This window comes from Nocardia sp. A7 (assembly GCF_046549215.1).
Lineage (GTDB): Bacteria > Actinomycetota > Actinomycetes > Mycobacteriales > Mycobacteriaceae > Nocardia.
Genome location: NZ_JAJPWE010000002.1, coordinates 878,075 through 902,662 on the forward strand (window position 1 = coordinate 878,075; position 24,588 = coordinate 902,662).

21 protein-coding genes are annotated in these 24,588 nt (G+C 67.6%); 11 read left to right on the forward strand and 10 right to left on the reverse strand.

The genetic code is table 11. The annotated features are described in order from the left end of the window. Together ACLJPD_RS15485 and ACLJPD_RS15490 are read right to left on the reverse strand one after the other, a co-directional pair. Positions 1-345 (reverse strand): hypothetical protein, encoded by a 345-nt coding sequence (locus ACLJPD_RS15485; protein WP_410872814.1) that lies wholly within the window; start codon positions 343-345, stop codon positions 1-3. Further along, entirely contained in the window at positions 329-1,597 is a 1,269-nt protein-coding gene (locus ACLJPD_RS15490; RefSeq protein WP_410872815.1) for an aromatic ring-hydroxylating oxygenase subunit alpha, read from the reverse strand. The genes ACLJPD_RS15485 and ACLJPD_RS15490 overlap by 17 nt, the downstream gene beginning before the upstream one ends. 264 nt (positions 1,598-1,861) lie before the next feature. On the opposite strand from ACLJPD_RS15490, the gene ACLJPD_RS15495 reads away from it, so the two are divergent. The 11 genes from ACLJPD_RS15495 to ACLJPD_RS15545 all read left to right on the forward strand — a co-directional run bounded on the left by ACLJPD_RS15495 (position 1,862) and on the right by ACLJPD_RS15545 (position 13,619). Beyond that, complete coding sequence (locus ACLJPD_RS15495) at positions 1,862-3,241, forward strand: ABC transporter substrate-binding protein (RefSeq protein WP_410872816.1); 1,380 nt, start codon at positions 1,862-1,864, stop codon at positions 3,239-3,241. Positions 3,242-3,257: 16 nt separating this feature from the next. Then, the gene (locus ACLJPD_RS15500; RefSeq protein ID WP_410872817.1) at positions 3,258-5,381 is read left to right on the forward strand and encodes an ABC transporter permease subunit; all 2,124 of its coding nucleotides are present in this window, start codon (positions 3,258-3,260) and stop codon (positions 5,379-5,381) included. Next, positions 5,359-6,072 (forward strand): ABC transporter ATP-binding protein, encoded by a 714-nt coding sequence (locus ACLJPD_RS15505; protein ID WP_410872818.1) that lies wholly within the window; start codon positions 5,359-5,361, stop codon positions 6,070-6,072. The genes ACLJPD_RS15500 and ACLJPD_RS15505 overlap by 23 nt, the downstream gene beginning before the upstream one ends. A gap of 5 nt (positions 6,073-6,077) precedes the next feature. Next, positions 6,078-6,827 carry an ABC transporter ATP-binding protein gene (locus ACLJPD_RS15510; protein WP_410873422.1) on the forward strand — a complete coding sequence of 250 codons (750 nt, stop codon included), beginning with the start codon at positions 6,078-6,080 and terminating at the stop codon, positions 6,825-6,827. Then, entirely contained in the window at positions 6,824-7,183 is a 360-nt protein-coding gene (locus ACLJPD_RS15515) for a hypothetical protein (protein ID WP_410872819.1), read from the forward strand. Before ACLJPD_RS15510 ends, ACLJPD_RS15515 begins: the two co-directional genes overlap by 4 nt. 25 nt (positions 7,184-7,208) lie before the next feature. Further along, positions 7,209-8,375 (forward strand): acyl-CoA dehydrogenase family protein, encoded by a 1,167-nt coding sequence (locus tag ACLJPD_RS15520; RefSeq protein WP_410873423.1) that lies wholly within the window; start codon positions 7,209-7,211, stop codon positions 8,373-8,375. After that, positions 8,375-9,139 (forward strand): SDR family NAD(P)-dependent oxidoreductase, encoded by a 765-nt coding sequence (locus ACLJPD_RS15525; RefSeq protein ID WP_410872820.1) that lies wholly within the window; start codon positions 8,375-8,377, stop codon positions 9,137-9,139. Before ACLJPD_RS15520 ends, ACLJPD_RS15525 begins: the two co-directional genes overlap by 1 nt. Beyond that, positions 9,139-10,407, forward strand: coding sequence for a CaiB/BaiF CoA transferase family protein (locus ACLJPD_RS15530; protein WP_410872821.1), 1,269 nt, complete (start codon positions 9,139-9,141; stop codon positions 10,405-10,407). Before ACLJPD_RS15525 ends, ACLJPD_RS15530 begins: the two co-directional genes overlap by 1 nt. Before the next feature lie 66 nt (positions 10,408-10,473). Further along, positions 10,474-11,310, forward strand: a complete 837-nt coding sequence (locus ACLJPD_RS15535; RefSeq protein WP_410872822.1) for an enoyl-CoA hydratase/isomerase family protein — start codon at positions 10,474-10,476, stop codon at positions 11,308-11,310. Positions 11,311-11,312: 2 nt separating this feature from the next. After that, entirely contained in the window at positions 11,313-12,455 is a 1,143-nt protein-coding gene (locus ACLJPD_RS15540; RefSeq protein ID WP_410872823.1) for a thiolase family protein, read from the forward strand. A 12-nt stretch (positions 12,456-12,467) separates the two neighbouring features. Beyond that, positions 12,468-13,619, forward strand: coding sequence for an acyl-CoA dehydrogenase family protein (locus ACLJPD_RS15545; protein ID WP_410872824.1), 1,152 nt, complete (start codon positions 12,468-12,470; stop codon positions 13,617-13,619). A 52-nt stretch (positions 13,620-13,671) separates the two neighbouring features. Here the strand turns inward: ACLJPD_RS15545 and ACLJPD_RS15550 are convergent, their stop codons facing one another. The 8 genes from ACLJPD_RS15550 to ACLJPD_RS15585 form a co-directional block, all read right to left on the reverse strand. Next, positions 13,672-15,099 (reverse strand): aldehyde dehydrogenase family protein, encoded by a 1,428-nt coding sequence (locus ACLJPD_RS15550; RefSeq protein WP_410872825.1) that lies wholly within the window; start codon positions 15,097-15,099, stop codon positions 13,672-13,674. Between the two features lie 2 nt (positions 15,100-15,101). After that, on the reverse strand, positions 15,102-16,808 hold the full coding sequence (locus ACLJPD_RS15555) for a thiamine pyrophosphate-binding protein (RefSeq protein ID WP_410872826.1): 1,707 nt from the start codon (positions 16,806-16,808) through the stop codon (positions 15,102-15,104). Next, positions 16,798-17,721: an SDR family NAD(P)-dependent oxidoreductase gene (locus ACLJPD_RS15560; protein WP_410872827.1), complete on the reverse strand. Its 924-nt coding sequence runs from the start codon at positions 17,719-17,721 to the stop codon at positions 16,798-16,800. Before ACLJPD_RS15560 ends, ACLJPD_RS15555 begins: the two co-directional genes overlap by 11 nt. Positions 17,722-17,744: 23 nt before the next feature. Continuing rightward, positions 17,745-19,568 carry a flavin-containing monooxygenase gene (locus ACLJPD_RS15565; RefSeq protein ID WP_410872828.1) on the reverse strand — a complete coding sequence of 608 codons (1,824 nt, stop codon included), beginning with the start codon at positions 19,566-19,568 and terminating at the stop codon, positions 17,745-17,747. Positions 19,569-19,595: 27 nt separating this feature from the next. Further along, positions 19,596-20,969, reverse strand: coding sequence for an aromatic ring-hydroxylating oxygenase subunit alpha (locus ACLJPD_RS15570; protein ID WP_410872829.1), 1,374 nt, complete (start codon positions 20,967-20,969; stop codon positions 19,596-19,598). A 30-nt stretch (positions 20,970-20,999) separates the two neighbouring features. Then, positions 21,000-21,845: an SDR family NAD(P)-dependent oxidoreductase gene (locus ACLJPD_RS15575; RefSeq protein WP_410873424.1), complete on the reverse strand. Its 846-nt coding sequence runs from the start codon at positions 21,843-21,845 to the stop codon at positions 21,000-21,002. An 8-nt stretch (positions 21,846-21,853) separates the two neighbouring features. Beyond that, on the reverse strand, positions 21,854-23,449 hold the full coding sequence (locus ACLJPD_RS15580; RefSeq protein ID WP_410872830.1) for an SMP-30/gluconolactonase/LRE family protein: 1,596 nt from the start codon (positions 23,447-23,449) through the stop codon (positions 21,854-21,856). A 289-nt stretch (positions 23,450-23,738) separates the two neighbouring features. Continuing rightward, the gene (locus ACLJPD_RS15585) at positions 23,739-24,533 is read right to left on the reverse strand and encodes a FadR/GntR family transcriptional regulator (RefSeq protein WP_410872831.1); all 795 of its coding nucleotides are present in this window, start codon (positions 24,531-24,533) and stop codon (positions 23,739-23,741) included. Between the last annotated feature and the right edge of the window lie 55 nt (positions 24,534-24,588).

Genomic DNA, 24,588 nt, shown 5'->3' on the forward strand with positions numbered 1-24,588 from the left:
TCAGACCACCGGTTCGCGCACGATGTCGAGGTAGGCGGCACCGGCATCGGGGACGCGTGGCTGCTTCCAGACCTCGATCGGGAACGACACCATCACCAGCGACTGGAGCAGGTGGAACAGGTGGCGTGCCTCGTCGGGCAGGTCGTGCCAGTCGTGCTTGTCGATGAAGTCGAGCGCGGTCTGCAAACGGGGGAAGACCGTGTCGTAGAGGTCCTGCATCTGGTCCATGGTCGAGGCGAGGCGCTTGGCATAGCGCTCCGGCTCGGTGGCCAGGATCCAGTCCGAGAAGCGTGCCAGGTCGGCGAACTCGGCGGGCAGCGTGGGTGATTCAGTCGGCGCGGTCATTGCGGTACTCCTCGACGATCTTCTGGGTGGTCTTGTGCAGGTGGCGCAGCAGAATCTCCTGATCGTTGAGCGGGAAGTCGGTGACCTCCCTGGTGGCGATCATGGTCTGGGTGGCCTCGAGGGTGTTCGCGTCCTGCAGCGCGTACTCCTTGAACGTCACCGCGGCGAGTTCCTGCGCGAGCCGTTCGCGCGCGTTCTTCGCCGGCACGAAATAGAGGCTGGCCTCGAAGATGTGCCGGTTCACCGCGGTCGGCCAGTAGTGGTAGGTGAGGTACCAGCCGGGCGCCCAGAACAGCAGCGAGAAGTTGGGGAAGAACTCGAATTCGTCGATGCCCCAAGCCTTGTGGCGCGCCGGGTTGAGCCCCTCCGGTAGCGGATCCAGGCCCTCGATGTCGGGTCGGTCCCACGGCCCGAACAGGCCGCTGCGCAGTTCACGTTCGATCGGCTTCACCACCGACGGATCCTTCGGCGGCGCCATGCCGCCCCAGGACGAGATCATCGAGTGCGGCGCGGCGATCTCGTAGTGCAGCGCCTCGTAGCCGAAACCGGCCAGCTTGTCGGCCTCGTCCTTGACCGCCTGCTTCTGATGCAGCACCGGTGCGTGATAGAACTCGGCGAAGGCGTCGATGAACAGTTTCCAGTTGGCGCCGATCTCGGCCTTGTAGCTGTAGACCTCGGTCATCTGCTCGAACGGGTAACCCTCCAGCCCTTTGGCCAGCGGGCCGAGGTACTCGTCGAGCGGGCGGGCGTTCTCATCGATATTGACGAAGATGAAGCCCTGCCAGACCTCGCAGCGCACGTTCTTGAGGCCGAACTTCTGCTTGTCGAGGTCGAAGAACTCGCCCTCCTGCTGCACGAAGGTCAGTTCGCCGTCGAGGCCGTAGCGCCACGCGTGGTACTTGCAGGTGAACTGCCTGCAGGTACCCGAGGTCTCCTCGTTGGGGTAGTCGTCCCAGACCAGCTTGTTGCCGCGGTGACGGCAGATGTTGTGGAACGCCCGGATCGTCTGATCGGCGCCGCGCACGATGATCAGCGAGGTGCCGACGCAGGCGAGTTCCTTGGTGAAGTAGTTGCCCACCTTCGGCAACCGGTTCACCCGACCGACATTGAGCCAGCTCTTGCGGAAGATCGCCTGGCGCTCGTCCTCGTAGAAGGCGGGGTCGATCGAGTCCGTGTAGTCCACCGGGGCGGTGCCCAGCTCGGGATAGTTCTGCGTCCAGCTCCCTGCCGCTGGTTTCGTGAAGTGTGCCAAGGGATTCCCTTTGCTCGGTCCGATGGTTGAGAGAATAGCATTCTCAAAAACTGACTACCAGATTTCCATGCCGTTGACGTGCTGTCAACGCGGGGGTCGTTCGCTCACGGCCGGGGACGTCGAACAGGTTGCCTTCGGTAGCTACAGATCCATGTTCTCTCAAAACTGCATATTGATTATCCGATCCTGAGAAGATAGTTTCCGTTGCATCGGGTGGACGGCAGGAGTCGATCGGCGTGCCGCCGCTCATAGAGGAGGAAAACCGTGAAACCACAGCGAACAGTTGTCGCTCTGATGGCCCTCGCGCTTCTGGTGGCGGGCTGTGGCAGAGACAGCGGGGCACGCGAGGACGGAACCGGCGCCGGCGCACCGGCCGTCGCCGGCGACTTCGGGACGTTGACCGATGTCTGCAAGCCGGGTACACCCGGGGGCGCCCAGTCGCAGGGCGTCACGGCGACCGAGATCGAGGTCGGGGTCTTCTCCGATATCGGTTTCACGAAGAACCCCGACTTCGTCGACGCGGCAAAGGTTTTCACGTCCTGGTGTAACGCGGCGGGCGGCATCAACGGCCGCAAGATCGTCACCAACTTGCGCGATACCAAACTGATGGAGGTCCGCCAGCGCATGCTCGAGGCCTGCCGTGAGGACTTCGTCCTGGTCGGCGGTAGCGCTGCCCTGGACGGTCTCGGGGTCAAGGACCGGCTGCAGTGCCTGTTGCCCGAGTTCCCCGCCCAGGTCTCCCAAACCGCCAACACCGGTTCGGATCTGCAGCGGGGCTCGGGCTCGGCGGTGTCGGAGAACGTCAATCCCTACACCGGATTCCAGGACTGGCTCATCAACGAGGCTTATCCGGGATCCAAGAGTGCGATCGGCATGATCAGCGGCGATTCCCCGATCACCAAGGTGATGGGGGACAAGCTCAACGAATCGCTCACCGCCGCAGGGGCGAAGTTCGCCTACAACGACCTGTACCCGATCTCGGGGGTAGCGGACTGGACCCCCTACGCCCAGGCCATCAAGGCGGCCGGGGTGAAGGGCCTCATCTTCTACGGTGACTTCCGCTACCTGGCGAAACTGCAGGACGTGCTCACCAGCATGGACTACAAGCTGGACTGGATCGACTCCAACTCCAACTCCTACAACAACGTCTTCCTCGATGCGGCCAAGGGCTCGCTGGGGTTCCAGAACAATGTGCTCGACCTGAGCGGCACCGCACCGCTGGCCGCCGCTGGTCAGGTGCCCGCGGTGAAGCAGGTGAAGGATCTCTTCGAGCAGTACTCACCCGGTAGCGGCATCACGTTCCAGGTGTTGCGGGCGTTCCAGTCGTGGCTGTTGTTCGCGAAGGCCGCTACCAGTTGCGGTGACGAACTGACCCGTGCCTGTGTCTATCAAGCCGCCAGTAAGGAGACCTCGTGGACCGCGGGGGGACTGCAGGCGCCGGTGGATCTGTCCAAGTCGATGGCCGACCAGCCGCGCTGCTTCAACGTGCAGCAGGCCAGGCCCGGCGGCTGGGAGCCCGCGCAGTTCACGCCGAACACCGAGGGGCTGTTCCGGTGTGGCTTCACCCCGTACCGGTATCGCGGCGACTTCGGTGCGCCGATGACTCTGGCCGATGTCGGCAAGAGCCTCAACGATCTGAAGTGACGGAGTACGCCCACCGATGGAGCAATTCCTCGCTTTCGGAATCGTCGGCCTGAGCACTGCCGCGATCTATGCCGTGATCGGCAGTGGTCTGGTGCTCACCTACACCACGACAGGTGTGTTCAACTTCGCCCACGGTGCGGCGGGCATGGTCTCGGCCTTCGTCTACTGGCAGCTGTCGGTGGGCTGGGGCTGGCCGGTCCCGCTCGCGCTGGCGGCGGTGCTGCTGGTCTTCGCCCCGGCCTTCGGGCTGTTCTTCGGCCGAACCCTCGCTCCGACACAGGGTTTGGGTGACGCCGAGAAACTGGTGATGACCATCGCGTTGCTCAGCGGGCTGATCGTGGTGGCCCGCTGGGTCTGGAATCCGAACGACTCGCGGTCCCTGCCGCGGTTCTTCCCGGACCAGCCCTCGATCGACCTGGGCGTGGTGACGCTGACCTGGCATCAGGCGCTCACCATCGCGGTGGCGATAGCGGTGGCGATCGCCCTGCGAATCCTGTTGTACCGCACCAGAACCGGCGTGGAGATGCGGGCAACCGTCGACGACCGCGCCCTGGTCGGGCTGACCGGAGCGGACCCGCAGCGGGCCAATCGGATCGCCTGGATGCTCGGCATCGAACTGGCCGCGATCGGCGGCATCCTGATCGCGCCGATGGTCACTCTCGACGCGGCGCAACTGTCGCTGCTGATCGTGAGTGCCTACACCGCCGCCATTTTCGGCAGGTTGCGCAATCTGCCGATGGTGTTCGTCGGTGCGGTCGTGGTCGGGCTGCTGGAGAGCTATCTGACCGGGTACCTGCCGCAGAACGAGTACCTGCCGGGGCTGCGGCTCGCGGCGCCCGCACTGCTGCTGTTCGTCGCGCTGCTGCTGTTTCCGCACGGCCGATTGCGCGGGCGCGATCGAAAGGTCGGCGCGGTGCCGTTGCCCACCCTCGGTGGCTCGGCGGCCTTCGCGGCCGTGATCGTGACGCTGGGATTGATGTTGGCCACGATGCTGAGCGAGCCGGATCTGATCACCTACGGCGCCATGTTCGCCTGGGGCGTCATCGCGCTGTCATATGTGCCGCTGCTCGGGTTCGCGGGGCAGATCTCCCTGTGCCAGCTCGGGTTGGCGGGCATCGGCGCGGTGGCCTACGGGCATCTGGGACCGGACGGTCAGTGGTGGGCTCTGCTCGCCGCCATGGGGATCGCCGGGCTCGTCGGTGCGGTGATCGCGATTCCGGCACTGCGACTGTCGGGTGTGTACATGGCATTGGCCACCGCGGCGTTCGCGGTGGTCCTGGACCGCTGGATCTTCACGCTGCCCGCCTTCGAGATCCTCGGTGTGCGGATCGCGCTGTTCGATCAGGGCTCGGTGTCGATAGTCGGACCGGACCTGTTCGGGCTGAAGGTGGAGAGCACCGCCGGGATCACCGTCTTCGCCGCGGTCTGCCTCGCGGTGGCAGGGGTCGGCGTCGCGCTGTTGCGGCGCAGCCGATTCGGCAGGCGACTGATCGCGCTGCGCGACAGCGAAGCCGCCTACGCCACTCTCGGCGGCAGCCTGGTGCTGGCGCGGGTGGCGGTGTTCGCGCTGTCGGCGGCCATCGCAGGCCTCGGTGGTGCGCTCTACGGCATGCAGGTGCAGGCCGTGGCGCCGGACCAGTTCAACCTGGTGGCGGGGCTGCCGATCTTCCTGATCGTCACGATCGCCGGGCTCGGAGCGATCGGGGCAGGCATGTTCACCGGCCTGGTGTTCGCCGGTCCGCTCAATGTGATCCCGGTGCTGTGGCCCGGCCTGCTGAACCTGTCGCAGGTGCTGCCCTCGTTGGGCGGCATCCTCTTCGGCGGTGGCGTACTGAAGGACGGTGCGATCGCCCCGCTGCGCCGGGAGTGGTTGCCCATGCTGCGCGACCGGGTGGTCGCCCCGCTGCTGGTGGTCGCCGTGCTCGCGCTGTGGGGACTGCGGCTGCTCGAGGCGATCGACGGCTGGGGCTTCACCGCCGGTGTCGTCGTCGCGACCGTGGCGGCGCGGATCTGGAGTTCGGCCCGCCACCGGCCCGCGGCCGATCCGTCGGTGGTGCCGGTCGAGTGGTGGGGCATCCGGCGGCCGTGGACCGCCGACGACGAGGAGGTGCTCGACCGTGGCGTCACTACTGCGAGTTGACGAGGTGACCGTCGTATTCGGCGGACACCGCGCACTGGACGCGGCCACCCTGCGCGCCGAGGCCGGGACGATCACCGGCTTGATCGGGCCCAACGGCGCGGGCAAGAGCACGCTGTTCGACGTGATCTGCGGCCTGCGCACCCCGGTGCACGGGCGGGTGGCCCTCGGCGGTCGCGATGTCACCCGGCTCGGGCCGGCCCGCCGGGCCAGGCACGGGCTGGCGCGCACGTTCCAGCGGCTCGAACTGTTCGGTCGGCTCAGCGTGCGCGACAACCTGCTCGTCGCCGCCGAACTCGGCCCGGACCGGCGCAAGGCCGGGCGGATCGTCGACGACATCATCGACCGGTTCGGCCTGGCGTCGGTGGCCGATGCCTGCGCCGACGAATTGCCCACCGGCACCGGACGTCTGGTCGAAGTCGGCCGGGCGATCGCGGCCCGGCCGAGCGTGCTCCTGCTCGACGAACCCGCGGCGGGGCAGGACCACACCGAAACCGAGCGCTTCGGGGCACTGCTGCGCGCGCTCGCCGAGGAGGGCACCGCGGTGCTGCTGGTGGAACACGACATGGGGCTGGTGATGAACATCTGTGACGAGGTCTATGTGCTCGATCTCGGTCGGGTGATCGCGTCCGGCCCGCCCGCGGCCGTCCGCTCGGACGAGGCCGTCCTCGCTGCCTATCTGGGGGACCTGTGACCACCGTGCATCCGGCCGCCGCGGCCTCGATCGAAACCTCGGGCGCGGCAACGCTGTTGGCGCTGCGTGGCGTCCGGGCAGCCTATGGTGCCATCACCGTGTTGCACGGCGTCGACCTCGCCGTCTCGGCCGGTCAGGTCGTCGCGCTGCTCGGGCCCAACGGCGCGGGCAAGACCACGGCACTGAACGTGGTGGCGGGCACCCATCCGCCGACGGCGGGTGCGCTGGAACTGGCCGGGCGCGATGTCACCGGGGCCGCCGCCCGTGATCTGGCGGCCGCCGGTGTCTGCCTGATCCCCGAAGGCCGCGGCGTGTTCCCGAATCTCACCGTGCGCGAGAACCTCTGGATGATGACCTGCACCGGCCGAACCCGCGCCGAGATCGAAGAGCTCGCCTTCGACCGGTTCCCGATCCTGCACACCCGCGCGGGCCAGGTCGCGGGCACCATGTCCGGCGGCGAGCAGCAGATGCTCGCGCTGGCCAGAGGACTGGCCACCGATCCGGCGGTGCTGCTGCTCGACGAACTGTCGATGGGGCTGGCCCCCCTCGTGGTCGAGCGGCTCTACGCGCAGGTCGCCGAGATCGCCCGCCAGGGCGTCGCGGTGCTCGTCGTCGAGCAATTCGCCGCGGCCGTGCTCGACATCGCCGATCACGCCGCCGTGCTGGTGCGCGGGCGGGTGATGCGGCAAGGACCTCCCGACAGCGAACTCCGCGACGAATTGGCTGCCCTCTATCTAGGAAGTGACCCATCATGACCGAATCCCGTGCGGACCGTTTCACCCGTGAACTGCGAGAACTGAAGATCCCCGACCCCTCGGCCGGCCGCTCCGGGATGTGGCTGCGCACCGGTGTCGTGCTCATGGTGGCCGGGCCGGTGCTCGCCGCACTGGCCTACCTGATGTCGCACGGCAGCACCGATCCACTGGCACAGCGTGACGCCATCGTCCTCGCTCTGGGCGGGGTGGCCGCCGCGGTCACCGGGTCCGCGGTGTTCCTGCGCTATTCGCTGACCAACTTCCTGCGGTTCTGGCTGGCCAGGCAGTCCTACGAGCTGGACGGTTTCGCCGAACGGACAGTGCGGGAACCGGTCCCATCCGGATCAGCCGACTGAGGAGATCGAGACAATGCCCGAAGGCATGCATTTCGACCTGTCCGAGGATCAGGAGCTCATTCGCTCCACCGTCGCGCAGCTGTGCCGGAAATTCGACGACCAGTACTGGCTCGAGCACGACCGGGACCACGAATTCCCCACCGAGTTCTACCGGGCGATCGCCAGCGGCGGCTGGCTCGGCATCACCATTCCCGAGGAGTACGGCGGGCACGGCCTCGGTATCACCGAGGCCACCCTGCTCGCCGAGGAGGTGTCGCGCTCCGGCGGCGGGATGAATGCCGCGAGCTCGATCCACATGTCCATCTTCGGGATGCAGCCGGTGGTGGTGCACGGTTCCGACGAACTCAAGCGGCGCACCCTGCCCCGGGTGGCCGCCGGTGAGCTGCACGTGTGCTTCGGCGTCACCGAACCCGGTGCGGGACTTGATACTTCGCGCATCACCACCTCGGCTCGCCGCGACGGTGACCACTACGTGGTGAACGGACGCAAGGTCTGGATCTCCAAGGCGCTCGAGTCGGAGAAGATCCTGCTGCTGACGCGGACCACGCCGTACGAGGAGGTCGAGAAGAAGACCGACGGGATGACCCTGTTCCTGACCGACCTCGATCGCGACCACATCGACATCCGCCCGATCGCGAAGATGGGCCGCAACGCGGTGAGCTCGAACGAGCTGTTCATCGATGATCTGCGGGTGCCGGTCGAGGACAGGGTCGGCGAGGAAGGACAGGGCTTCCGCTACCTGCTCGACGGCCTCAACCCCGAACGCATGCTGATCGCGGCCGAAGCGCTCGGCCTGGGCCGGGTGGCCCTGGACCGGGCGGTGCGCTACGCCAAGGAGCGGGTCGTGTTCGACCGGCCGATCGGCAGCAACCAGGGCATCCAGTTCCCCCTGGCGGACTCGCTCGCCCGGCTCGATGCGGCGGAACTGGTGCTACGCAAGGCCACCTGGCGCTACGACAACGGCAAATCCTGTGGGCGCGAGGCGAACACGGCCAAATATCTGTGCGCCGACGCCGGTTTCACCGCGGCCGACCGTGCCCTGCAGACCCACGGAGGGATGGGGTACGCGGAGGAATACCACGTCGCCCGGTACTTCCGGGAGTCGCGGGTGATGCGGATCGCGCCGGTCAGTCAGGAAATGATCTTGAGCTTTCTGGGCACCCACGCCCTTGGCCTACCGAGGAGTTATTGATGCCATCGCAGACACTGTTCGACCTCACCGGGCGTTCCGCGCTGGTGACCGGGGCGGCGGGCGGTATCGGCGCCGCTGTCGCCCAGGCGCTCGCCACGGCCGGTGCCGCGGTGCTGGTGACCGACCTGGACGGGGTGGCTGCGGCCGCCGTCGCGGAGAAGATCACCGGAAACGGCGGCACCGCGGCGAGTTTCGCCTTCGATGTGACCGATGCCGACGCGGCGGCCGAGGCCGCCGAGCGGGCGGCGTCACTCGCGGGCGGCACACTGCACATCCTGGTCAACAACGCCGGGGTGACCGCGCCGGCGATGCTGACCAAGACCACCGCCGAGTCGGTGCGGCAACTGTTCGATATCCACGCGCTCGGGGCCATCCAGTGTGTCCAGGCGGCGCTGGCGTATCTGCCGACCGACGGCACCGGGCGGATCATCAATGTCACCTCCGCCGCGGGCATCGTCGGGACACTCGGCCAGGTGAACTACTCGGCCGCCAAGGCGGCGGTCATCGGCATCACCAAGTCGATGGCCAAGGAACTGGCCCGCAAGCAGATTCTGGTGAACGCGGTGGCCCCGCTGGCCGCGACCACCATGACCCACGCCATCCGCACCGACGATCGCTTCGCGCCGCAGATGCTGGACCGAATCCTGTTGCGCCGCTGGGCCGAACCAGACGAGGTGGCGGGCGCGTTCGTCTTCCTTGCCTCCGATGCCGCCTCCTTCGTCACCGGGCAGGTGCTGCCGGTGGACGGCGGCACGGTGATCTGATGGCACCCCTCGACCCACCCGGGTCGGCGCCACTGGCCGGGATCACCGTGATCGCGCTGGAGCAGGCGGTCTCGGCGCCGATGTGCACGCGCGCGCTGGCCGATTTCGGTGCGCGGGTGATCAAGGTCGAGCACCCGGTCGGCGGCGATTTCGCCCGGCACTACGACGATGTGGTGCTCGGGCAGGCCGCCCACTTCGTCTGGGTGAACCGCGGTAAGGAATCGATCGCCCTGGATCTGAAAACCACTGCGGGACTTGATATCCTGCACCGGCTGCTGAGCCGGGCCGATGTGCTGGTGAGCAATCTCGCACCCGGAGCCACCACCCGCCTCGGTTTGTCCCCGGCGGCGCTGGCGCAGCGCTACCCCTCGCTCATCGCGATGGAGATCGACGGCTTCGGTCGGGACGGGCCACTGTCGCACAAACGTGCCTACGACCTGCTCGTCCAAGCCGAGGCCGGGGTCTGCGCCGTGACGGGCACAGCCGGGCAACCCGCCAAACCCGGTCCGCCGGTAGCGGATGTGACCACCGGGCTCTATGCCGCGCTCGCGATCATGATGGGTCTGTACCGCCGTGACGCCGGTGCGTCAGCGGAGCCGCGCCCACGCGACGCCGAGGCGCGGACCGGCGCGGACATGGGTATCAGCCTGTTCGACACCATGGCCGAGATGATGGGCTACCACCTGACCTACGCCCGCCATGCCGGGGTGGACCAGATACCGCTCGGCATGAGCTCGCCCGCGGTCGCCCCCTATGGCGCCTACCCGACCGCCGACGGCCACACCGTCGTGCTGGGCACCACCAACGACCGCGAATGGCAGCGCCTGGCGACGACCGTTGTGCAACGACCGGACCTCGCCGCCGACACGAGGTTTCGCACCAACTCCGGCCGCACCGCACACCGCGCCGAACTCGACACGGCGATCACCGCGTGGTGCGCGCGCCACGATCTGGTGGAAATCCAGCGGATCGCCGACAGCGCCGGCATCGGAAACGCTCGCTACAACCGGCCCAGCGAGGTCCTGGCCCACCCCCAGCTGGAGCAGCGAGGCCGCTGGCGCGAGATCGACACCCCCGCCGGCCCTATCCCGTCACTCCTGCCGCCCGCGGTGGTCGCCGGCTATGAGCCACCCATGGGACCGGTCCCCGCCCTGGGTGCCGACACCGACCAGATTCTCAGCGAAATAGGCTGCACCGCAACGGAAATAGGCGAGCTGCGCGACACCGCCGTGATCGGCGGGCAGGTCCGCACCGAGGTCGGGACATGACCGGCACCGAAGTCACCTCCACGACGGGCATCGCACGATCGGCCGGGCCTGTTCAGGAGCCGGGTCATGATCGGTGACGACGCCGCGGACCCGGTGCTGCTGATCGCAGACCACGACGGTGTGCGCACACTGACCTTGAATCGTCCGCATCGGCGCAATGCCATCAACGCGGAACTCTTCGCCGCCATGGCCGATGCGCTGCGCGTGGTCGCAACCGATCGCAGCGTGCGCGCACTGGTGCTCGCCGGGGCGGGAAGTGCGTTCTGTTCGGGGGCCGATATCTCGGTGCCCGACAACGCCCACCCGATCTATCGCATGCGCTCGCTCAGCGAGGTGGCGACGCTGCTGCACGAGCTGCCACTGCCGACGGTTGCCAAGGTGACCGGGCCGGCGATCGGGGCGGGGTGGAATCTGGCACTGGGGTGCGATCTGGTGGTGGCGACTCCGGAATCGACCTTCGCGCAAGTGTTCACGGCCCGAGGTCTCACCCTCGATCTGGGCGGTTCCTGGCTGTTGCCTCGGCTCGTCGGTCTTCAGCAGGCCAAACGGCTGACCCTGCTCGCTGAGACGATCACCGCCGTCGAAGCACACGAGTTGGGCCTGGTCACCTGGGTGCGCGCCGCCGACGAGATCGACTCGTTCACCGGCGAGCTCGCCGCCCGGCTGGCCGCGGGCCCTCCGGTGGCGCTGGCGCAGACCAAGGCGCTGCTGCACGAGGGCGCCGACTCCACCTTGCGACAGGCCCTCGCCGCCGAGGCCCGCGCGCAGGGCCTGAATTTCGCCACCGCCGACGCGCCGGAAGCGTTCGCCGCGTTCGCCGAACGGCGCGAGCCACAGTTCACCGGGCGGTGGACGGTCCATCGTCCACCGATCCGTCCCACGAGTTCCGAGAACGGGAGATAGCCATGCGCGAGGTAGTCATCGCCGCCGCGGTCCGTACCGCGGTCGGCAAACGCAACGGCGGTCTGGCCGGTGTACACCCGGCGGACCTGTCCGCACTGGTCCTGTACGCCCTGGCCGACCGCACCGGTATCGACCCGGTCGTCGTCGACGATGTGGTGTGGGGCTGCGTGTCCCAGGTGGGCGACCAATCCAGCAATATCGGCCGATACGCGGTGCTGGCCGCGGGCTGGCCGGAGAGCGTGCCCGGCACGACCGTGAACCGGGCCTGCGGGTCCAGCCAGCAGGCCGTCGACTTCGCCGCCCAGGCGGTGCTGTCGGGCATGGCCGATGTCATGGTCGCGGGTGGGGTCGAGGTGATGAGCAGGGTGCCGCTCGGCGCCGCCAAATCCGGTGGCGCACCATATGGTTCGCGCGCACTGGCCCGCTACGACGGGTTCTCCTTCAACCAGGGACTCTCGGCCGAACTCATCGCCGAGAAGTGGAGCCTGGACCGGACCCGGCTGGACGAGTTCGCGGTGCGGTCGCACGAGCTGGCCGCCGCCGCCAAGGACGCGGGCGCGTTCACCGAACAGATCGTGCCGGTGACCACCCCCGACGGTGTGGTCGACACCGACGAGGGTGTGCGGCGGGGGAGCAGCACGGAGAAGCTGGCGAAGCTGAAGCCGGCCTTCCGCGACGACGGCGTCATCCACGCGGGCAACTCCTCCCAGATCTCCGACGGCGCCGCCGCGCTCCTGCTCACCACCCCGGAGAAGGCTCGGGAAATGGGCCTGACCCCGTTGGCGCGCTACCGCGCCGGGGCGGTCGCCGGATCTGACCCGGTCCTCATGCTGACCGGCCCGATCCCGGCCACCGAGAAGGTGTTGCGCAAAGCCGGGCTCGCGCTGTCCGAGATCGGGGTGTTCGAGGTGAACGAGGCCTTCGCGTCGGTGCCGCTGGCCTGGCTGGCCGAGACCGGCGCCGACCCGGCGCTGCTCAACCCGCTTGGCGGGGCGATCGCGCTCGGACATCCGCTCGGTGGTTCGGGCGCGGTCCTGCTCACCCGCATGCTGCATCACATGCGTGACAACGGGATTCGCTACGGCCTGCAAACCATGTGCGAAGGCGGCGGCACCGCCAACGCCACCGTCGTCGAGCTCGTCTGAGGAAGGAAGCACGTGCGTCGAGAACTGTTCACACCCGATCACGAGGCATTCCGGGAACTGGTGCGAGGTTTCGTCGAGAAACGCATCGCACCCAACTACGCGGACTGGGAACGCGCGGGCCGGATGCCCCGCGAGATCTTCACCGAGATGGGCGAACTCGGGATGCTCGGCATCGCGCTGCCCGAGGAGTTCGGCGGCGCGGGCCTGCGCGATTACCGCTACAACGTGGTGTTGCAGGAGGAGGCCGCCCGCGCCCTGGTGACCATGGGGACGGTCCGCACCCAACTCGACGTCATCCTGCCCTACTTCCTCGAGTACGCCGATCCCGCGCAACGCGAGCGCTGGTTCGGTGGGATGGCGGCCGGGTCGCTGCTCACCGCCGTGGCGATGACCGAGCCGGGGACCGGCTCCGACCTCGCCGGAATGCGTACCAGCGCCGTGCGCGACGGTGACCACTACATCCTCAACGGCGCGAAGACTTTCATCACCGGCGGCCTGCTCGCCGATCTGGTGATCGTGGTGGCGCGCACCGCCACAGATCCGGACAACCGCAGGGCCGGCCTCACGTTGCTGGTCGTCGAGGACGGGATGGCGGGCTTCGAGCGCGGCCGGGAGCTGGAGAAGATGGGCTGCAAGGTGCAGGACACGATGGAACTGTCGTTCACCGACGTCCGGGTGCCGGTGGCCAACAGGTTGGGCGAGGAGGGCGCGGCGTTCGGCTATCTCGGGCACAACCTGCCCCAGGAACGGCTTACCGTCGCGGTCGGCTCGGTGGCCCAGGCCCGCGCCGCGATCGCCGCGACCGTCGAATACACCAGGGAGCGTAAGGCTTTCGGTACAACGGTCGCCTCGTTCCAGAACACCAAGTTCGAGCTGGCCGCGCTGTCCACCGAAGTCGAGGCGGCGCAGACCATGATCGATCGTGCCGTGGCGGACCTGGTGGACGGCGTGCTCTCCGGCGCCGATGCCGCCCGGGTGAAACTGTTCTGCACCGAGGTTCAGGCCCGCACCGTCGACCGCTGTCTGCAACTGTTCGGTGGTTACGGCTACATGATGGAATACCCGATCGCCCGGCTCTTCACGGATGCGCGGGTGGCCCGGATCTACGCCGGGACCAGCGAGGTGATGAAGATGATCGTCGCCAGGGACCTCGGCCTGTCCTGACAGCACGCGAAAAGCGCCGGATCTCAACGATTCCGGCGCTTTTCGCGTTCGCTCACTCCGCGGGCGCGTACCCGAGGATGCCCTTGATCTCGAGGTAGTCGTCGAATCCGAACGCACCCCACTCGCGGCCGTTGCCACTCTTGCGGAAGCCGCCGAACGGGCTGTGGAAGTCGAACCCGTCGTTGATCGAGACGTACCCGGCCCGGATGCGGTGCGCCACCGCCCGTGCCTGGTCGAGGTCGGCGCCCGCGACATTGCCCGCCAGCCCGTACTCGGTGTCGTTGGCGATCTCCACCGCGTGATCGATGCTGTCGTAGGCCAGGATCGTCAACACCGGGCCGAAGATCTCCTCGCGCGCGATCGTCATGTCGTTGGTGACATTCGCGAACACGGTCGGCTTGACGTAGAAGCCCTTGGCCAGCCCGTCCGGGCGGCCGGTGCCACCCACCACCAGGGTCGCGCCCTCGTCGATGCCGCGCTGGATGAGCCCCTGAACCTTCTCGAACTGCGCCTTCGACACCACCGGGCCGAGTGCGACCTCGGTGTTCGGATCGCCGACGGTGAGCTGCTCGGCGGCCGACTTCGCCGCCGCGATCGCCTCGTCCATGCGGGCGCGCGGTACGAGCATCCGGGTCAGCGCGCTGCAGGTCTGGCCGGAGTTCATCATCAGCGGGCCGATGCCCGCCGCGACATTCGCCGCGAACTGCTCGTCGTCGAGCACGATATTGGGGCTCTTGCCGCCGAGTTCCTGGGTGACCCGTTTGACGCTGGGCGCGGCATTGCGGGCCACCTCGATTCCTGCCCTGGTGGACCCGGTGAAGGAAATGACGTCGACATCCGGGTGCGCGGCCAGGGGGGCGCCCACGCCGGGTCCGTCGCCGTGGATGAGGTTGAACACGCCCGCGGGAACCCCGGCGGCGTCGAGCACCTCGGCGAAGATCTGTGCGCTGAACGGCGACTGCTCCGACGGTTTGAGCACGACCGTGCAACCGGTTGCCAACGCGGGGAACACTTTCACCGCGATCAGGTTCAGCGGCCAGTTCCACGGGGTGATCAGCCCCGCGACACCGATAGGTTCGCGGGCGATCAGAGTGGCCCCGCGCTGCTCGGTGAACGCGTAGTCGCGCAGCACCTCGATCGCGGTATCGAGATGTCCGGCAACCAGATTCAGCTGGAACCCGTTGGCCAGGGCCGCCGGGGCACCCATCTCGGCGGTCAGCGCCGCCGCGATGTCGCCGCGGCGGCGTTCGAACTCGACGCCGATCGCGGCCAGCAGTTCGAGGCGTTCGCCGACCGAACTCGCCGACCAGCTCGCGAACGCGCCGCGCGCGGCGGCCACGGCCCGGTCGACATCGGCCGCCGTACCGGCGACGACGGTGCCGTAGACCTGTTCGGTGGCCGGGTCGACGACCTCGAAAGTCGTTGTGCCGGCGGGCTCTATCCACTTGCCGCCGATATAGAACGTGGTAATGGCAGGCATGATTATTGGGTTCCTTCCGCGTACCAGGTGCGGAACTCGTCGTAGGAGGGCATCTCCTCGGAGTTCGCCTTAGGGTCGACCGCTACGTGGATCACGCCCGGCTTGCCGCTGGCGTAGGCCCGCTTGATCGCCGGTGCGATGTCCTCTTCACGGTCGACGTATTCGCCGTAGCAGCCGAAGCCCTCCGCGACTTTGTCGAGTCGGGTCTCGGTGCTCCAGTGCACGCCGGTCTCGAGTGACCCCTGACCGAAGGTGCGTTTGTAGACGCCGACCTCCAGACCCCACGCGTAGTCGACGGCCACCACCGACACGAGTGGAAGATTCAGCCGCGCGGCGGTTTCCAGTTCCGCGATGTGGAATTGGAACGAGGAATCACCGGAGATCAGCATGACCGGGCGCGTGCGGCCTTCCGCGACCGAGGCGCCCACCGCGTAGGGCAGGCCGGTGCCGAGGTGGCCGAAATTCTGATTCCAGATCACGTCGTGCGGCTTGGCCTGGGAGTAGGTCCAGCCGAAGATCGTGGTCGCACCGCCGTCGCGGACCATGATGCCGTCGGCGGGGAACGCTTTGGTGGCTTCGACGATCAGGCGGGCCGGATGCACCGGTGTGCGCCCCGACGGTGCGGTTTCGGCGAGCTCGGCCAACCGCGCGGCGTCCTGCTCGATCAACCGCGCCAGCTCCGGGGCGGCGGTGCGTGGAGTGTCGCGCATCGCCGCCACCAGCTGCGGCACGATCGCGCGCAGGTCACCGACCAGCGGCACATCGATGGGCCGGTTGACCCCGATCGCGGTCGGATCCTGTTCGATCAGAATCCATTTCCGGCTCGCGTCGCCTGCCATCCAGTGCCGACCACGGCCGTAGTGCACGGGTTCGCCCAGCTCGGTGCCGATCGCCAGGCACAGGTCCGACCCCACGACCGCCTCGACGGCGGAGGGGGAGAAGCCGTAGGGGAAGGTGCGGTCCTCCAGTCCCTTGATGTAGGAGGTGCCGCCGGAGGTCTGGATGACCGGCACGGCCAGCAGTTCGGCCAACTCCCGGACGGACTCGGCGGCGCGCGAGGTGTGCACCCCGTGGCCTACCAGCAGGATCGGCCGCTTCGCCGCGCGCAGCAGCCCGACCGCCTCGGCGACCTGGTCCGCGCCCGCGCTCTGGCCGACCAGGCGATAGCGCGACGGCGGCAGCGGCGGTAGTACGTCGAGTTCTTCCTGGATGACATGCGAGGGATACTCGATGTAGACCGGGCCCGGCGTTCCGGTGAGCGCCTTGCGCAGACCTTCGCGGATGATCTCGTCGGTCTGGTCGGCGTATTCGATGCTCGCGCTGTACTTCACCGAGTTCTCGAAAAGCGCTGCCTGCTTGACGAATTGGATCCGACCCCGGCGGACCCGTTGCTCGGTGATCCGGGCGCGCTGGCCGCCGAGGAAGATCACCGGCGAATTCTCCACCAGGGCGCACATCATCGCCCCGGCCATATTGGCGACACCGGGCCCGAGCGTGCCGATGCACACCGCGGCTTTACCGGTCATCCGGGACACCGCCTCGGCCATGAAGCCGGCGGATTCCTCGTGATGGGGTGCGATGACGTTCCAGCCGCGTTCCTCGGCGAGATGGAACATGTGCACGAAGTTCGGATCGGGGATACCGAAGATCGTGTTGATGCCCTCCGCTTCGAACAGCTGCAGAATGCGTTCGTAGACTTTAACCGACATGCTGGCTTGCCTCCGTGGCTAGCGCGAAACTCTTCCTGAGGTGTTCTACGTGTCCTGTGGTCGCGGGGAAGATCCACGAATCCGCGGTATCGCGAATCGCGTCGATCTGCTCGCCGACCTCGTCGATGGACCACGAGGGCCGATAGACCCCCGGGGTCTCGGCGACGTATGCCCGTGCCACCCGGCCCCCGACAGCGATCAGCAGTTCGCCGGTGGCCGAGCACGATTCGTGAGCGAGCCAGCCCACCGCGGGCGCGACCAGGTCGGGACCCATCGGCGGGTACGCCGATGTGTCAAGTCCGTCGGCCAGGCGGGTCACCGCGGCGGGCACGATGATGTTGCTGCGCACGCCGGATTCGGCTCCCTCGATGGCGATCACATTGGACAGCCCGATCATGGCGGCCTTGGCGACCGCGTAGTTCGCGACGCCCTTGTTGCCGTACAGCCCGCCGATCGACGAGGTGAGCACGACGCGGCCGTAGCCTGCGTCGGCCATCACCGGAAACGCCGGGCGCACCACATGGAACGCCCCGCGCAGGTGCACGTCGAGCACGGAATCGAAATCCTCGTAGCTCAATTCGCGCAGCGAGCCGTAACGGACGTTGCCCGCGTTGTGCACGAGGATGTCGATGCGGCCGAAGTTGTCGAGGGCCGACTGGATGATCGCCTGTCCGCCTTCGGGGGTCGCCACCGACTCTGTGCACGCGACGGCGATACCGCCCGCGGCTTCGATCTCCTCGACCACTGCGGCGGCGGCGTCCAGCTCGACACTGTCGCCGCGCACGCTGCTACCGGGGTCGTTGACGATCACCTTGGCACCGCGGGACGCGAGCAGCAGAGCGTATTCACGCCCCAGACCGCGGCCCGCGCCGGTGATCACGGCAACTCGATCGTCGAATCTGAGTTCCGGCACTGGATCTCCTCCTTCTACGATCGTCACTTGGCCAGGACGATGCCCTGGTGGTCTCCCGCTTCGCGCCAGGCCTGGAACAACTCCTCGAGTGCGTAGAAACCGGGCCAGTACGGGTCACCGAGGTGCGACTTGATCTTCTTCTCGCCCTCGTTGTTGTAGTAGCCGGGCGTGCACTCGCGCTGGAAGGCGGTGTTGTCGACCGCCGACTCGCGGATGGTGGTGCACCATTGCTCGACCGCTTCTGCGGTGGGCTCGACCGTGACAGCACCGGTCTCCTTCGCCTCGGCGAGGATGTAGGCGATGTGAACGGCCTGCTGATCGAACATATCGGTGGTGCTCGCGGTCACGCCGCCCTGGATGAACCCGGTGAAGAACACATTCGGGAAACCGCGGGTGGTGAGCCCGTGCAGGGTGCGGTAGCCGTCGGCCCAGTGCTCGTAGAGCGACAGGCCGTCGCGGCCGGTGAACGGCGCGATGCCGAGGCGACGATCGAGGTCGGTGGTGATCTCGAAGCCACTGGCGAAGATGATGGCGTCGACTTCGTGCTCGACACCGTCGGCGATGATGCCCCTGGCCGTGATGCGTTCCACACCTTTGGAATTCGACACGTCGACCAGGGTCACGTTGTCGCGGTTGAAGGTCGGCAGGTAGTCGTCGTTGAAGACGGGCCGCTTGCACAGGAAGCGGTAGTAGGGCTTGAGCGCTTTCGCGGTCGCGGGGTCGTTCACGACCTCGTCGACGCGGTTGCGGACCCGCTCCATCGCCTTGTAGTCCTGCGCTTCGCGCAGTTCCATGAACTTCTCGGGCGTCAGCGTCGCCCACGCTCCGGTGGCGCTGATATGCGCCTCCAGGTTGCGGCTCACCTCGGTCCAGCCGTCGCAGATCAGGTCTACCTGCCCCGGGGCGAACGCCTCGAAGGCCGCGGTATGGAAGTTGCGCTTGCGCTCACGAGTCCATCCCGGCTGTACGGTGGCGGCCCATCCCGGATCGGTCGGAACATCGCCGCGCTCGTAGACATAGGACGGCGTGCGCTGAAAGACGTACAGGTGCTCGGCGGCCTGAGCCAGATGCGGGATCACCTGGATACCGCTGGCACCGGTGCCGATCACCGCGACCTTCTTGCCTGCGAGCTTGTCGAGCCCGCCCCGCATCGTGCCGCCGGTGTACTCGTAATCCCAGCGCGCGCTGTGGAAGGTGTGGCCGGTGAACTCCGAGATCCCGGGGATACCGGGAAGTTTGGGTTTGTTGAACGGGCCCTGCGCCATGATCACGAAGCGGGCGCGCAGGTCGTCGCCGCGGTTGGTGCCGATGCGCCAGCGGTCGAGCTGATCGTCCCATTGCAGCGATTTCACCAGCGTGCTGAAGATCGACCGCTCGTAGAGGTTGTAGTGCTTGCCGATGCGCTGCGCGTGTTCGAAACACTCGTCACCGCGCGCGTACTTCTCGGTCGGCATGTAGCCGGTTTCCTCGAGCAGCGGCAGATAGGCGTAGCTGTCGGTGTCGCACTGGATGCCGGGATACCGGTTCCAGTACCACGCGCCACCGAAATCGCCTGCCAGCTCGATGATCCGGAAGTCGGTGATCCCGGCTTCGGTGAGCCGGGCGGCGGCGAGCAGCCCGGCCCAGCCGCCGCCGAGGATGGCGATGCCGATGTCGTCGGCGAGGGGATCTCGCGGCAGCACCGCCGTATACGGGTCACCCTCGTAGAAGTCTGTGAAATCGTCATCGGTCACCAGATACTGGCCCTGGCCCTCGGTGCGCACGCGCTTGTCGCGTTCGGCGAGATAACGGGCCCGGAGTGCCTCGACATCGACGTCGGGGGTCTGCGTGGGTGCGCAGTCGCTCATGCGGATTTCCTTGCTGAGGTGGGTGATTCAGGTGAGATCACGAGGTGCGCCGGTGTCCATGTACCGGGCGAGATTGTGGTGCAGGTTCACCACGCTGCGCTCGCGATAGGGGTTGGGCTTGGGGCCGGAGAAGCCCCGTGATTTCATGCCCTGCTGAACGGCGGCCATGTTGTCGAAATCCTGCGGCAGCACGGTGCGCCAGCCGGGGTCGCCGACCGGGGTGTACTCCCATTCGGTCTGCGGCTCCTGCCCTTCCGGGAACAACTCGAAGACGGCGGCTTCGAAGATGCACTTGTCCGGATCGGTGCCGTAGGGGCGGAATCGGTAGCAGAGCATGTTGTTGACCGCGTGCCCGATCTGGAAGTTCGGGAAGATCTGCCAGGCGGTGCCGCTCTTGGCGACGATGTCGGGCTCGACCTTGGGCCAGTCGACGCCGCGCGCCTGGTCTTCGGCCCTGGCCGTTTCGAGCCAGTAGCGCAGCACCTGATCGGACGGGGTGCCCTCGGGCAGTTCGTCGACGAGCCGGTTGGCCACGTCCACCAGCGTGCGAGTGGTGTTGGTATTGGCGTTCTCCCAGGTGAAGTTCTGCAACTGGGCGGTGGAGACGCGGGCGTCGGCACCGCCGCCCACCCGCAGCTTCGCCTGGTTCTCCTCCATGCCCTTCGGCGCGTCGTAGCCGATATTGCTGTGCTTGCCCTGCGTGCGGGCCCAGCCGAGGAAGGAGCCGAAGTTCGAGAACTCCGGGTGGGTGTAGGGGACGTGGTAGGTCTCCATGAACGCCTCGAAGGCGACCTTCCAATTGCAGTCGAAGGTCAGCCATTTGCGCCACCGGTAGCGCATCTTCTCCAGCTCGAAATGCTCGAGCAGGCCCGCGGCGGGTTCGAGGTAGTCGCGCAGCGACTCGCACTCGGGGTCCATGTTGATCCAGACCCAGCCGCCCCAGGTGTCGATCTGTACCGTCGCGAGTCCGTCATTGCGCTCGGTGAGACCACACGGCCAGTCGTCGCGTTCGGCGACGAAGGTGTTGGCGCCGTCGAGGTCGTAGCGCCAGCCGTGGAAGCTGCAGGTGAACTGGCGGGTCCGGCCGCGGCCGTCGTGTGCGCCCGGGGGAGTGTCCACCAGCCGGCGGCCCCGGTGTGCGCACACATTGTGGTGGGCGCGCAGGGTGTCGGGCGCGGTGCGGACCACGATGATCGAGTCCGCGGCGATCTCGTAGGTCAGATAGTCGCCGACCCCGGGAATCTCTTCCACCCGGCAGACCTGCTGCCACACCTTGGCCCACAGGCGATCGCCCTCGGCCTTGGCGTACTCCGGGGAGATGTAGGCCTCGACACCGATCGTCATCGGGGTCGACAGCGGATCCGCGGCGGGAGCGCCGGTGTTCTCGGCGGTTTCGGTCATGAGGTCCTCCTGGAGGAAACCGTGGGTGGGTCAGCGGGTGATGGCGGCGCGGAAGTCCTCGTTCTCGAGGAACAGCGAGGTGTGGTCCTCGCCCAGATGGGTCCAGCGCAGGTTCAGGCCGCCGTCCACGAGCAGCGTCTGGCCGGTGATGTAGGTGGAAAGATCGGAGAGCAGGAACAGGACCGGGCCCGCCTGCTCCCGCGGCTGTCCGCGCCTGCCCATCGTGATGGCCCGGCGATCGCGGTCGGGGTCGTTGCCGACGTAGGCGCGCGAGGCCGGTGTCTCGGTGACGCCGGGCGCCACCGCGTTGACCCGGATCCCGTTCTGGGCGAGTTCCACCGCCAGCGTCCTGGTCGCGGCGACCAGTGCGGCCTTGGCGGTGCCGTAGGCGAGGTGAAACGGTGCGGAATTCATGCCACTGATCGAGGAGATCGACACGATGGAGCCGGGCAGGTCGCGTGCCAGCAGCTCCCGGGCTACCGCCTGGCTCATGAAGAACATCGTGTCCAGGTTGCGCGCGAACAGGTCGTGCCAGTCGGATCGGTTGACCCGAACGGCGGGCATCCATTGGGACGGGTCCGCGCCACCTGCCACGTTCACGAGTCCGTGCAGGGTCCCGCGGACCGTGCAGGCCCGGTCGAGCACGGTCGCGATTCCTTCGTCGGTGCCCGCGTCGGCGGCGACCGGGATCACCCGCAGCCCCTCGGCGACCAACGGCGCGATGTGGGTGTCCAGGTTCGCCGCCGATCTGCTCACCGCGATGACGGTCGCGCCTGCGCGGGCCACCATCGCGGTGACGGCGGTGCCGATACCGCCGCCGCCCGCACCGGACACGATGACGATGCGTCCGTCGAGACCCAGCCCGTCGTGCGCCATATCCGTTGTCACGCTTCCTGATTCAACGCGAGGATGCTGCCCTCGGCGTCGGCCGAGATATAGAGGGTGCCGTCAGGTCCTGCGGTGATGCCCGCGAACGGGCCCATCGGGCCGGAGAACGGCGGAGTGCCGAGCAGCGGCTTGGCGACCACACCCTCGGGCACGCCGACCGGTAGCCTCGCGGCGAGCGTTCGGCGCGCTTTGGTCTCCAAGTCGACGACGATGACGGCCTTCAGGCCGACGTCGACGACGAACAGTTGCGTGCCGCGCACCAGGATGCCGTGTGGTGTGTCGAGGTCGTCGACCACGACGTCGACGTTGCCGTCCTTGATCGAAACGACGCGCCCCGCACCGGATTCGGAGACCAGCACGGATCCGTCCGGCCCGAAAGCCACACCCAGTGGACCCGCGAGCCCGGTCGCGATGGCTTCGGCCCGGCCGCCGCGCAACGACATCACCCGGCCCGCGCCGAACTCGGCGACGACGATCGAGTGGTCGGCGGTGGCGGCGATGCCGTAGAGCTGGTCGTAGCCCTTCGCCACGATCTCGGTGCTCGGCTCGGGACCCAGCCGGTAGTAGGCGATCTCGCCCGAGGAGGTCGAGACGAGGAACTCGCCCGGACCGACCGACGTGGCACCGCGCACATAACCGGGGGTGTTCACGCTGAACAGCGAGGCGACCGGTTCGAGCTCGCCTTCCCGCAGGACGTAGAAGTAGGTGCCGTCGGCGACGTAGAGGTTGCCGTCGTGGCCGAAGGTGAGATCGAGCGGCCACATCAGCCCGCCCGCCAGGATCGGTGCCGTCGCGCCGTCGCCGAGGATCTCGGTGATCGCGCCGGTGAAGCTCGACACGAACAGCCGGTCCCCGACGAACGTGCAATTGTCCAGTCCGGGAGCGAGATTCGCCAGTACCTGCCGGTCACCGGTGCGTGGGTCGATGCGGAGCACCTCGCCGGTGCCGACCTGGGTGGACACGAGGAAGCCCGCGGCGTCGAACTTGACCGAGTCGGGGACACCGAGGTCGCCGACGACCCGTTCGGGCTCGCCGCCGTTCGGGTCGACGCGCCAGATGTCGTTGGTTCCCATGACGGGGTAGTAGAGGAGTCCGTCGGGGCCGAATTCCATCGCGTTGGGCATCGGGAGGTTGTCGACCAGTACGCGCGGAGTGCTGCCGTCGAGCGGCAGTTCCATGAGCCGCCCGCCGATCCGGCACTCGTTGACGAACAGCCTGCCCTGATGGAAGGTGATGCCGTTGGCGCCGGGCAGATCGTCGCGCAGGACTCGGGTGCTGCCGTCGGGGTGGCGCACGCTGACGCGGGCGTCCATGTACTCGGTGGCGATGAGATTGCCTTCGGTGTCGAAGACGAGATCGTCGGGGGCGACGATGTCACCACCCTTGGCGCTGATGGTCTCGAGTTGGCCGGTGGCGACGTCGAGTGCGCTGATCTGGCTGCCCGCCACCTGCGCCACATAGATGCGGTCGTCGGCGCCGGTGCGCAGTCCGTTGGCGCCGAAGAGTCGGCTCGGTGGTGTGAGTCGTTGCAGGCGCCAGCCTTCGGCGACGGTGAACGGTGTTTCGCTGCTGTAGCGCGCCCCTCGGGTCACTACGGGGCCCTCCCATACGGTCGGATCAGTTGTGTTGCGGGCCACAGTACGGCAATCCTCATAAGGATTGCAATATCGGATTTTGCTCCCGAATGTGCTGCTCAGGGGGATATGCACCAAGACAGCCACGGCGGGTGACGTGCTGGGGCGCGCTGACCTGGACCGACGCCGTCATTCGGGTCGAAATGGCAAGAACAGCGTATGCGAGAACATGAGAATTAGATTATTCAACAGGCGGAAGAAGACGTGCGAAAATCGGCGAATCGCCTGGTGTGGGTGCTGTGTTGCCTCAGAGCCGAGTGTTCGACCGTGGCCGCGCGCCCTGCTTGGACGCGGTGATCATGTCGGAGTCGAACCGATCGAGCACCAGGCTCTGGGTGGCCGCGAGATGGCCGCGGTAGAGCCGCTCGGCCTCGGCGGCACGACCCGCCTCGATCTCGCCGGCGATGCGCCGATGGGTGCGCACGGCCGCGTCCGCCTCCTCGTGCGACGGATACTCACCCTGCTGGGTGAGCTCGAGCGCCCAGGCCTCTTCCTGCGTCGACCACAGCTGGACCAGGGCGCTGACCATGTTGCGCACCGTGAGATTGGGCGTGTGGGCCACGATCAGATCGTGGAATTCGCGGGCGGTGTGGGTGAATTCGACGCCGTTACCGAGCAGCGCCGCCGACTTTTCGACGTTCTCGAGCAGTGCGGGCACCACGGTGGTGGCGCGGTCGGCGCGACCGGCGCACGCGGCCGCGCACAAGGGTTCGAGCATCCGTAGTCCGGCGGCGAGGTCGCCGAGCGTCACCCGGGCGCCCTGCAGGGCAAGGCCCAGGTGGTAAGCCGCCGAGGTCTCGTCGGGCCGGTGTACCTCGGCGCCGCCGACATTGCCGCGACGGACGGTGACCAGGCCCTCGGTCTCGAGAATGCGCAGTGCCTCACGGATCGACGGATAGCTGACGCCGAAATCCTGTACCAGCTGGTCCTGGGTCGGCAGCCGGTAGTCGGCGTCGCCGGTGAGGATGCGGGCGCGGAGTTCGTCGGCGACCGTCTCGGCGATTCGCCGTTGCGGGACCCTGGTTCGGCGTGCGCCTGTCATGCGGCCCGCCCAGTGCGTGCTGCTCTCCGAGTCGTCGCATCCGCCATGGCGGGCA

Bases quoted from the DNA above. Each gene is read 5' to 3' on its own strand.
- ACLJPD_RS15485 (WP_410872814.1), bottom strand. From the start codon at position 345: ATGACCGCGCCGACTGAATCACCCACGCTGCCCGCCGAGTTCGCCGAC.
- ACLJPD_RS15500 (WP_410872817.1), top strand. From the start codon at position 3,258: ATGGAGCAATTCCTCGCTTTCGGAATCGTCGGCCTGAGCACTGCCGCG.
- ACLJPD_RS15515 (WP_410872819.1), top strand. From the start codon at position 6,824: ATGACCGAATCCCGTGCGGACCGTTTCACCCGTGAACTGCGAGAACTG.
- ACLJPD_RS15520 (WP_410873423.1), top strand. From the start codon at position 7,209: ATGCATTTCGACCTGTCCGAGGATCAGGAGCTCATTCGCTCCACCGTC.
- ACLJPD_RS15525 (WP_410872820.1), top strand. From the start codon at position 8,375: ATGCCATCGCAGACACTGTTCGACCTCACCGGGCGTTCCGCGCTGGTG.
- ACLJPD_RS15530 (WP_410872821.1), top strand. From the start codon at position 9,139: ATGGCACCCCTCGACCCACCCGGGTCGGCGCCACTGGCCGGGATCACC.
- ACLJPD_RS15535 (WP_410872822.1), top strand. From the start codon at position 10,474: ATGATCGGTGACGACGCCGCGGACCCGGTGCTGCTGATCGCAGACCAC.
- ACLJPD_RS15540 (WP_410872823.1), top strand. From the start codon at position 11,313: ATGCGCGAGGTAGTCATCGCCGCCGCGGTCCGTACCGCGGTCGGCAAA.
- ACLJPD_RS15550 (WP_410872825.1), bottom strand. From the start codon at position 15,099: ATGCCTGCCATTACCACGTTCTATATCGGCGGCAAGTGGATAGAGCCC.
- ACLJPD_RS15555 (WP_410872826.1), bottom strand. From the start codon at position 16,808: ATGTCGGTTAAAGTCTACGAACGCATTCTGCAGCTGTTCGAAGCGGAG.
- ACLJPD_RS15565 (WP_410872828.1), bottom strand. From the start codon at position 19,568: ATGAGCGACTGCGCACCCACGCAGACCCCCGACGTCGATGTCGAGGCA.
- ACLJPD_RS15570 (WP_410872829.1), bottom strand. From the start codon at position 20,969: ATGACCGAAACCGCCGAGAACACCGGCGCTCCCGCCGCGGATCCGCTG.
- ACLJPD_RS15575 (WP_410873424.1), bottom strand. From the start codon at position 21,845: ATGGCGCACGACGGGCTGGGTCTCGACGGACGCATCGTCATCGTGTCC.
- ACLJPD_RS15585 (WP_410872831.1), bottom strand. From the start codon at position 24,533: ATGACAGGCGCACGCCGAACCAGGGTCCCGCAACGGCGAATCGCCGAG.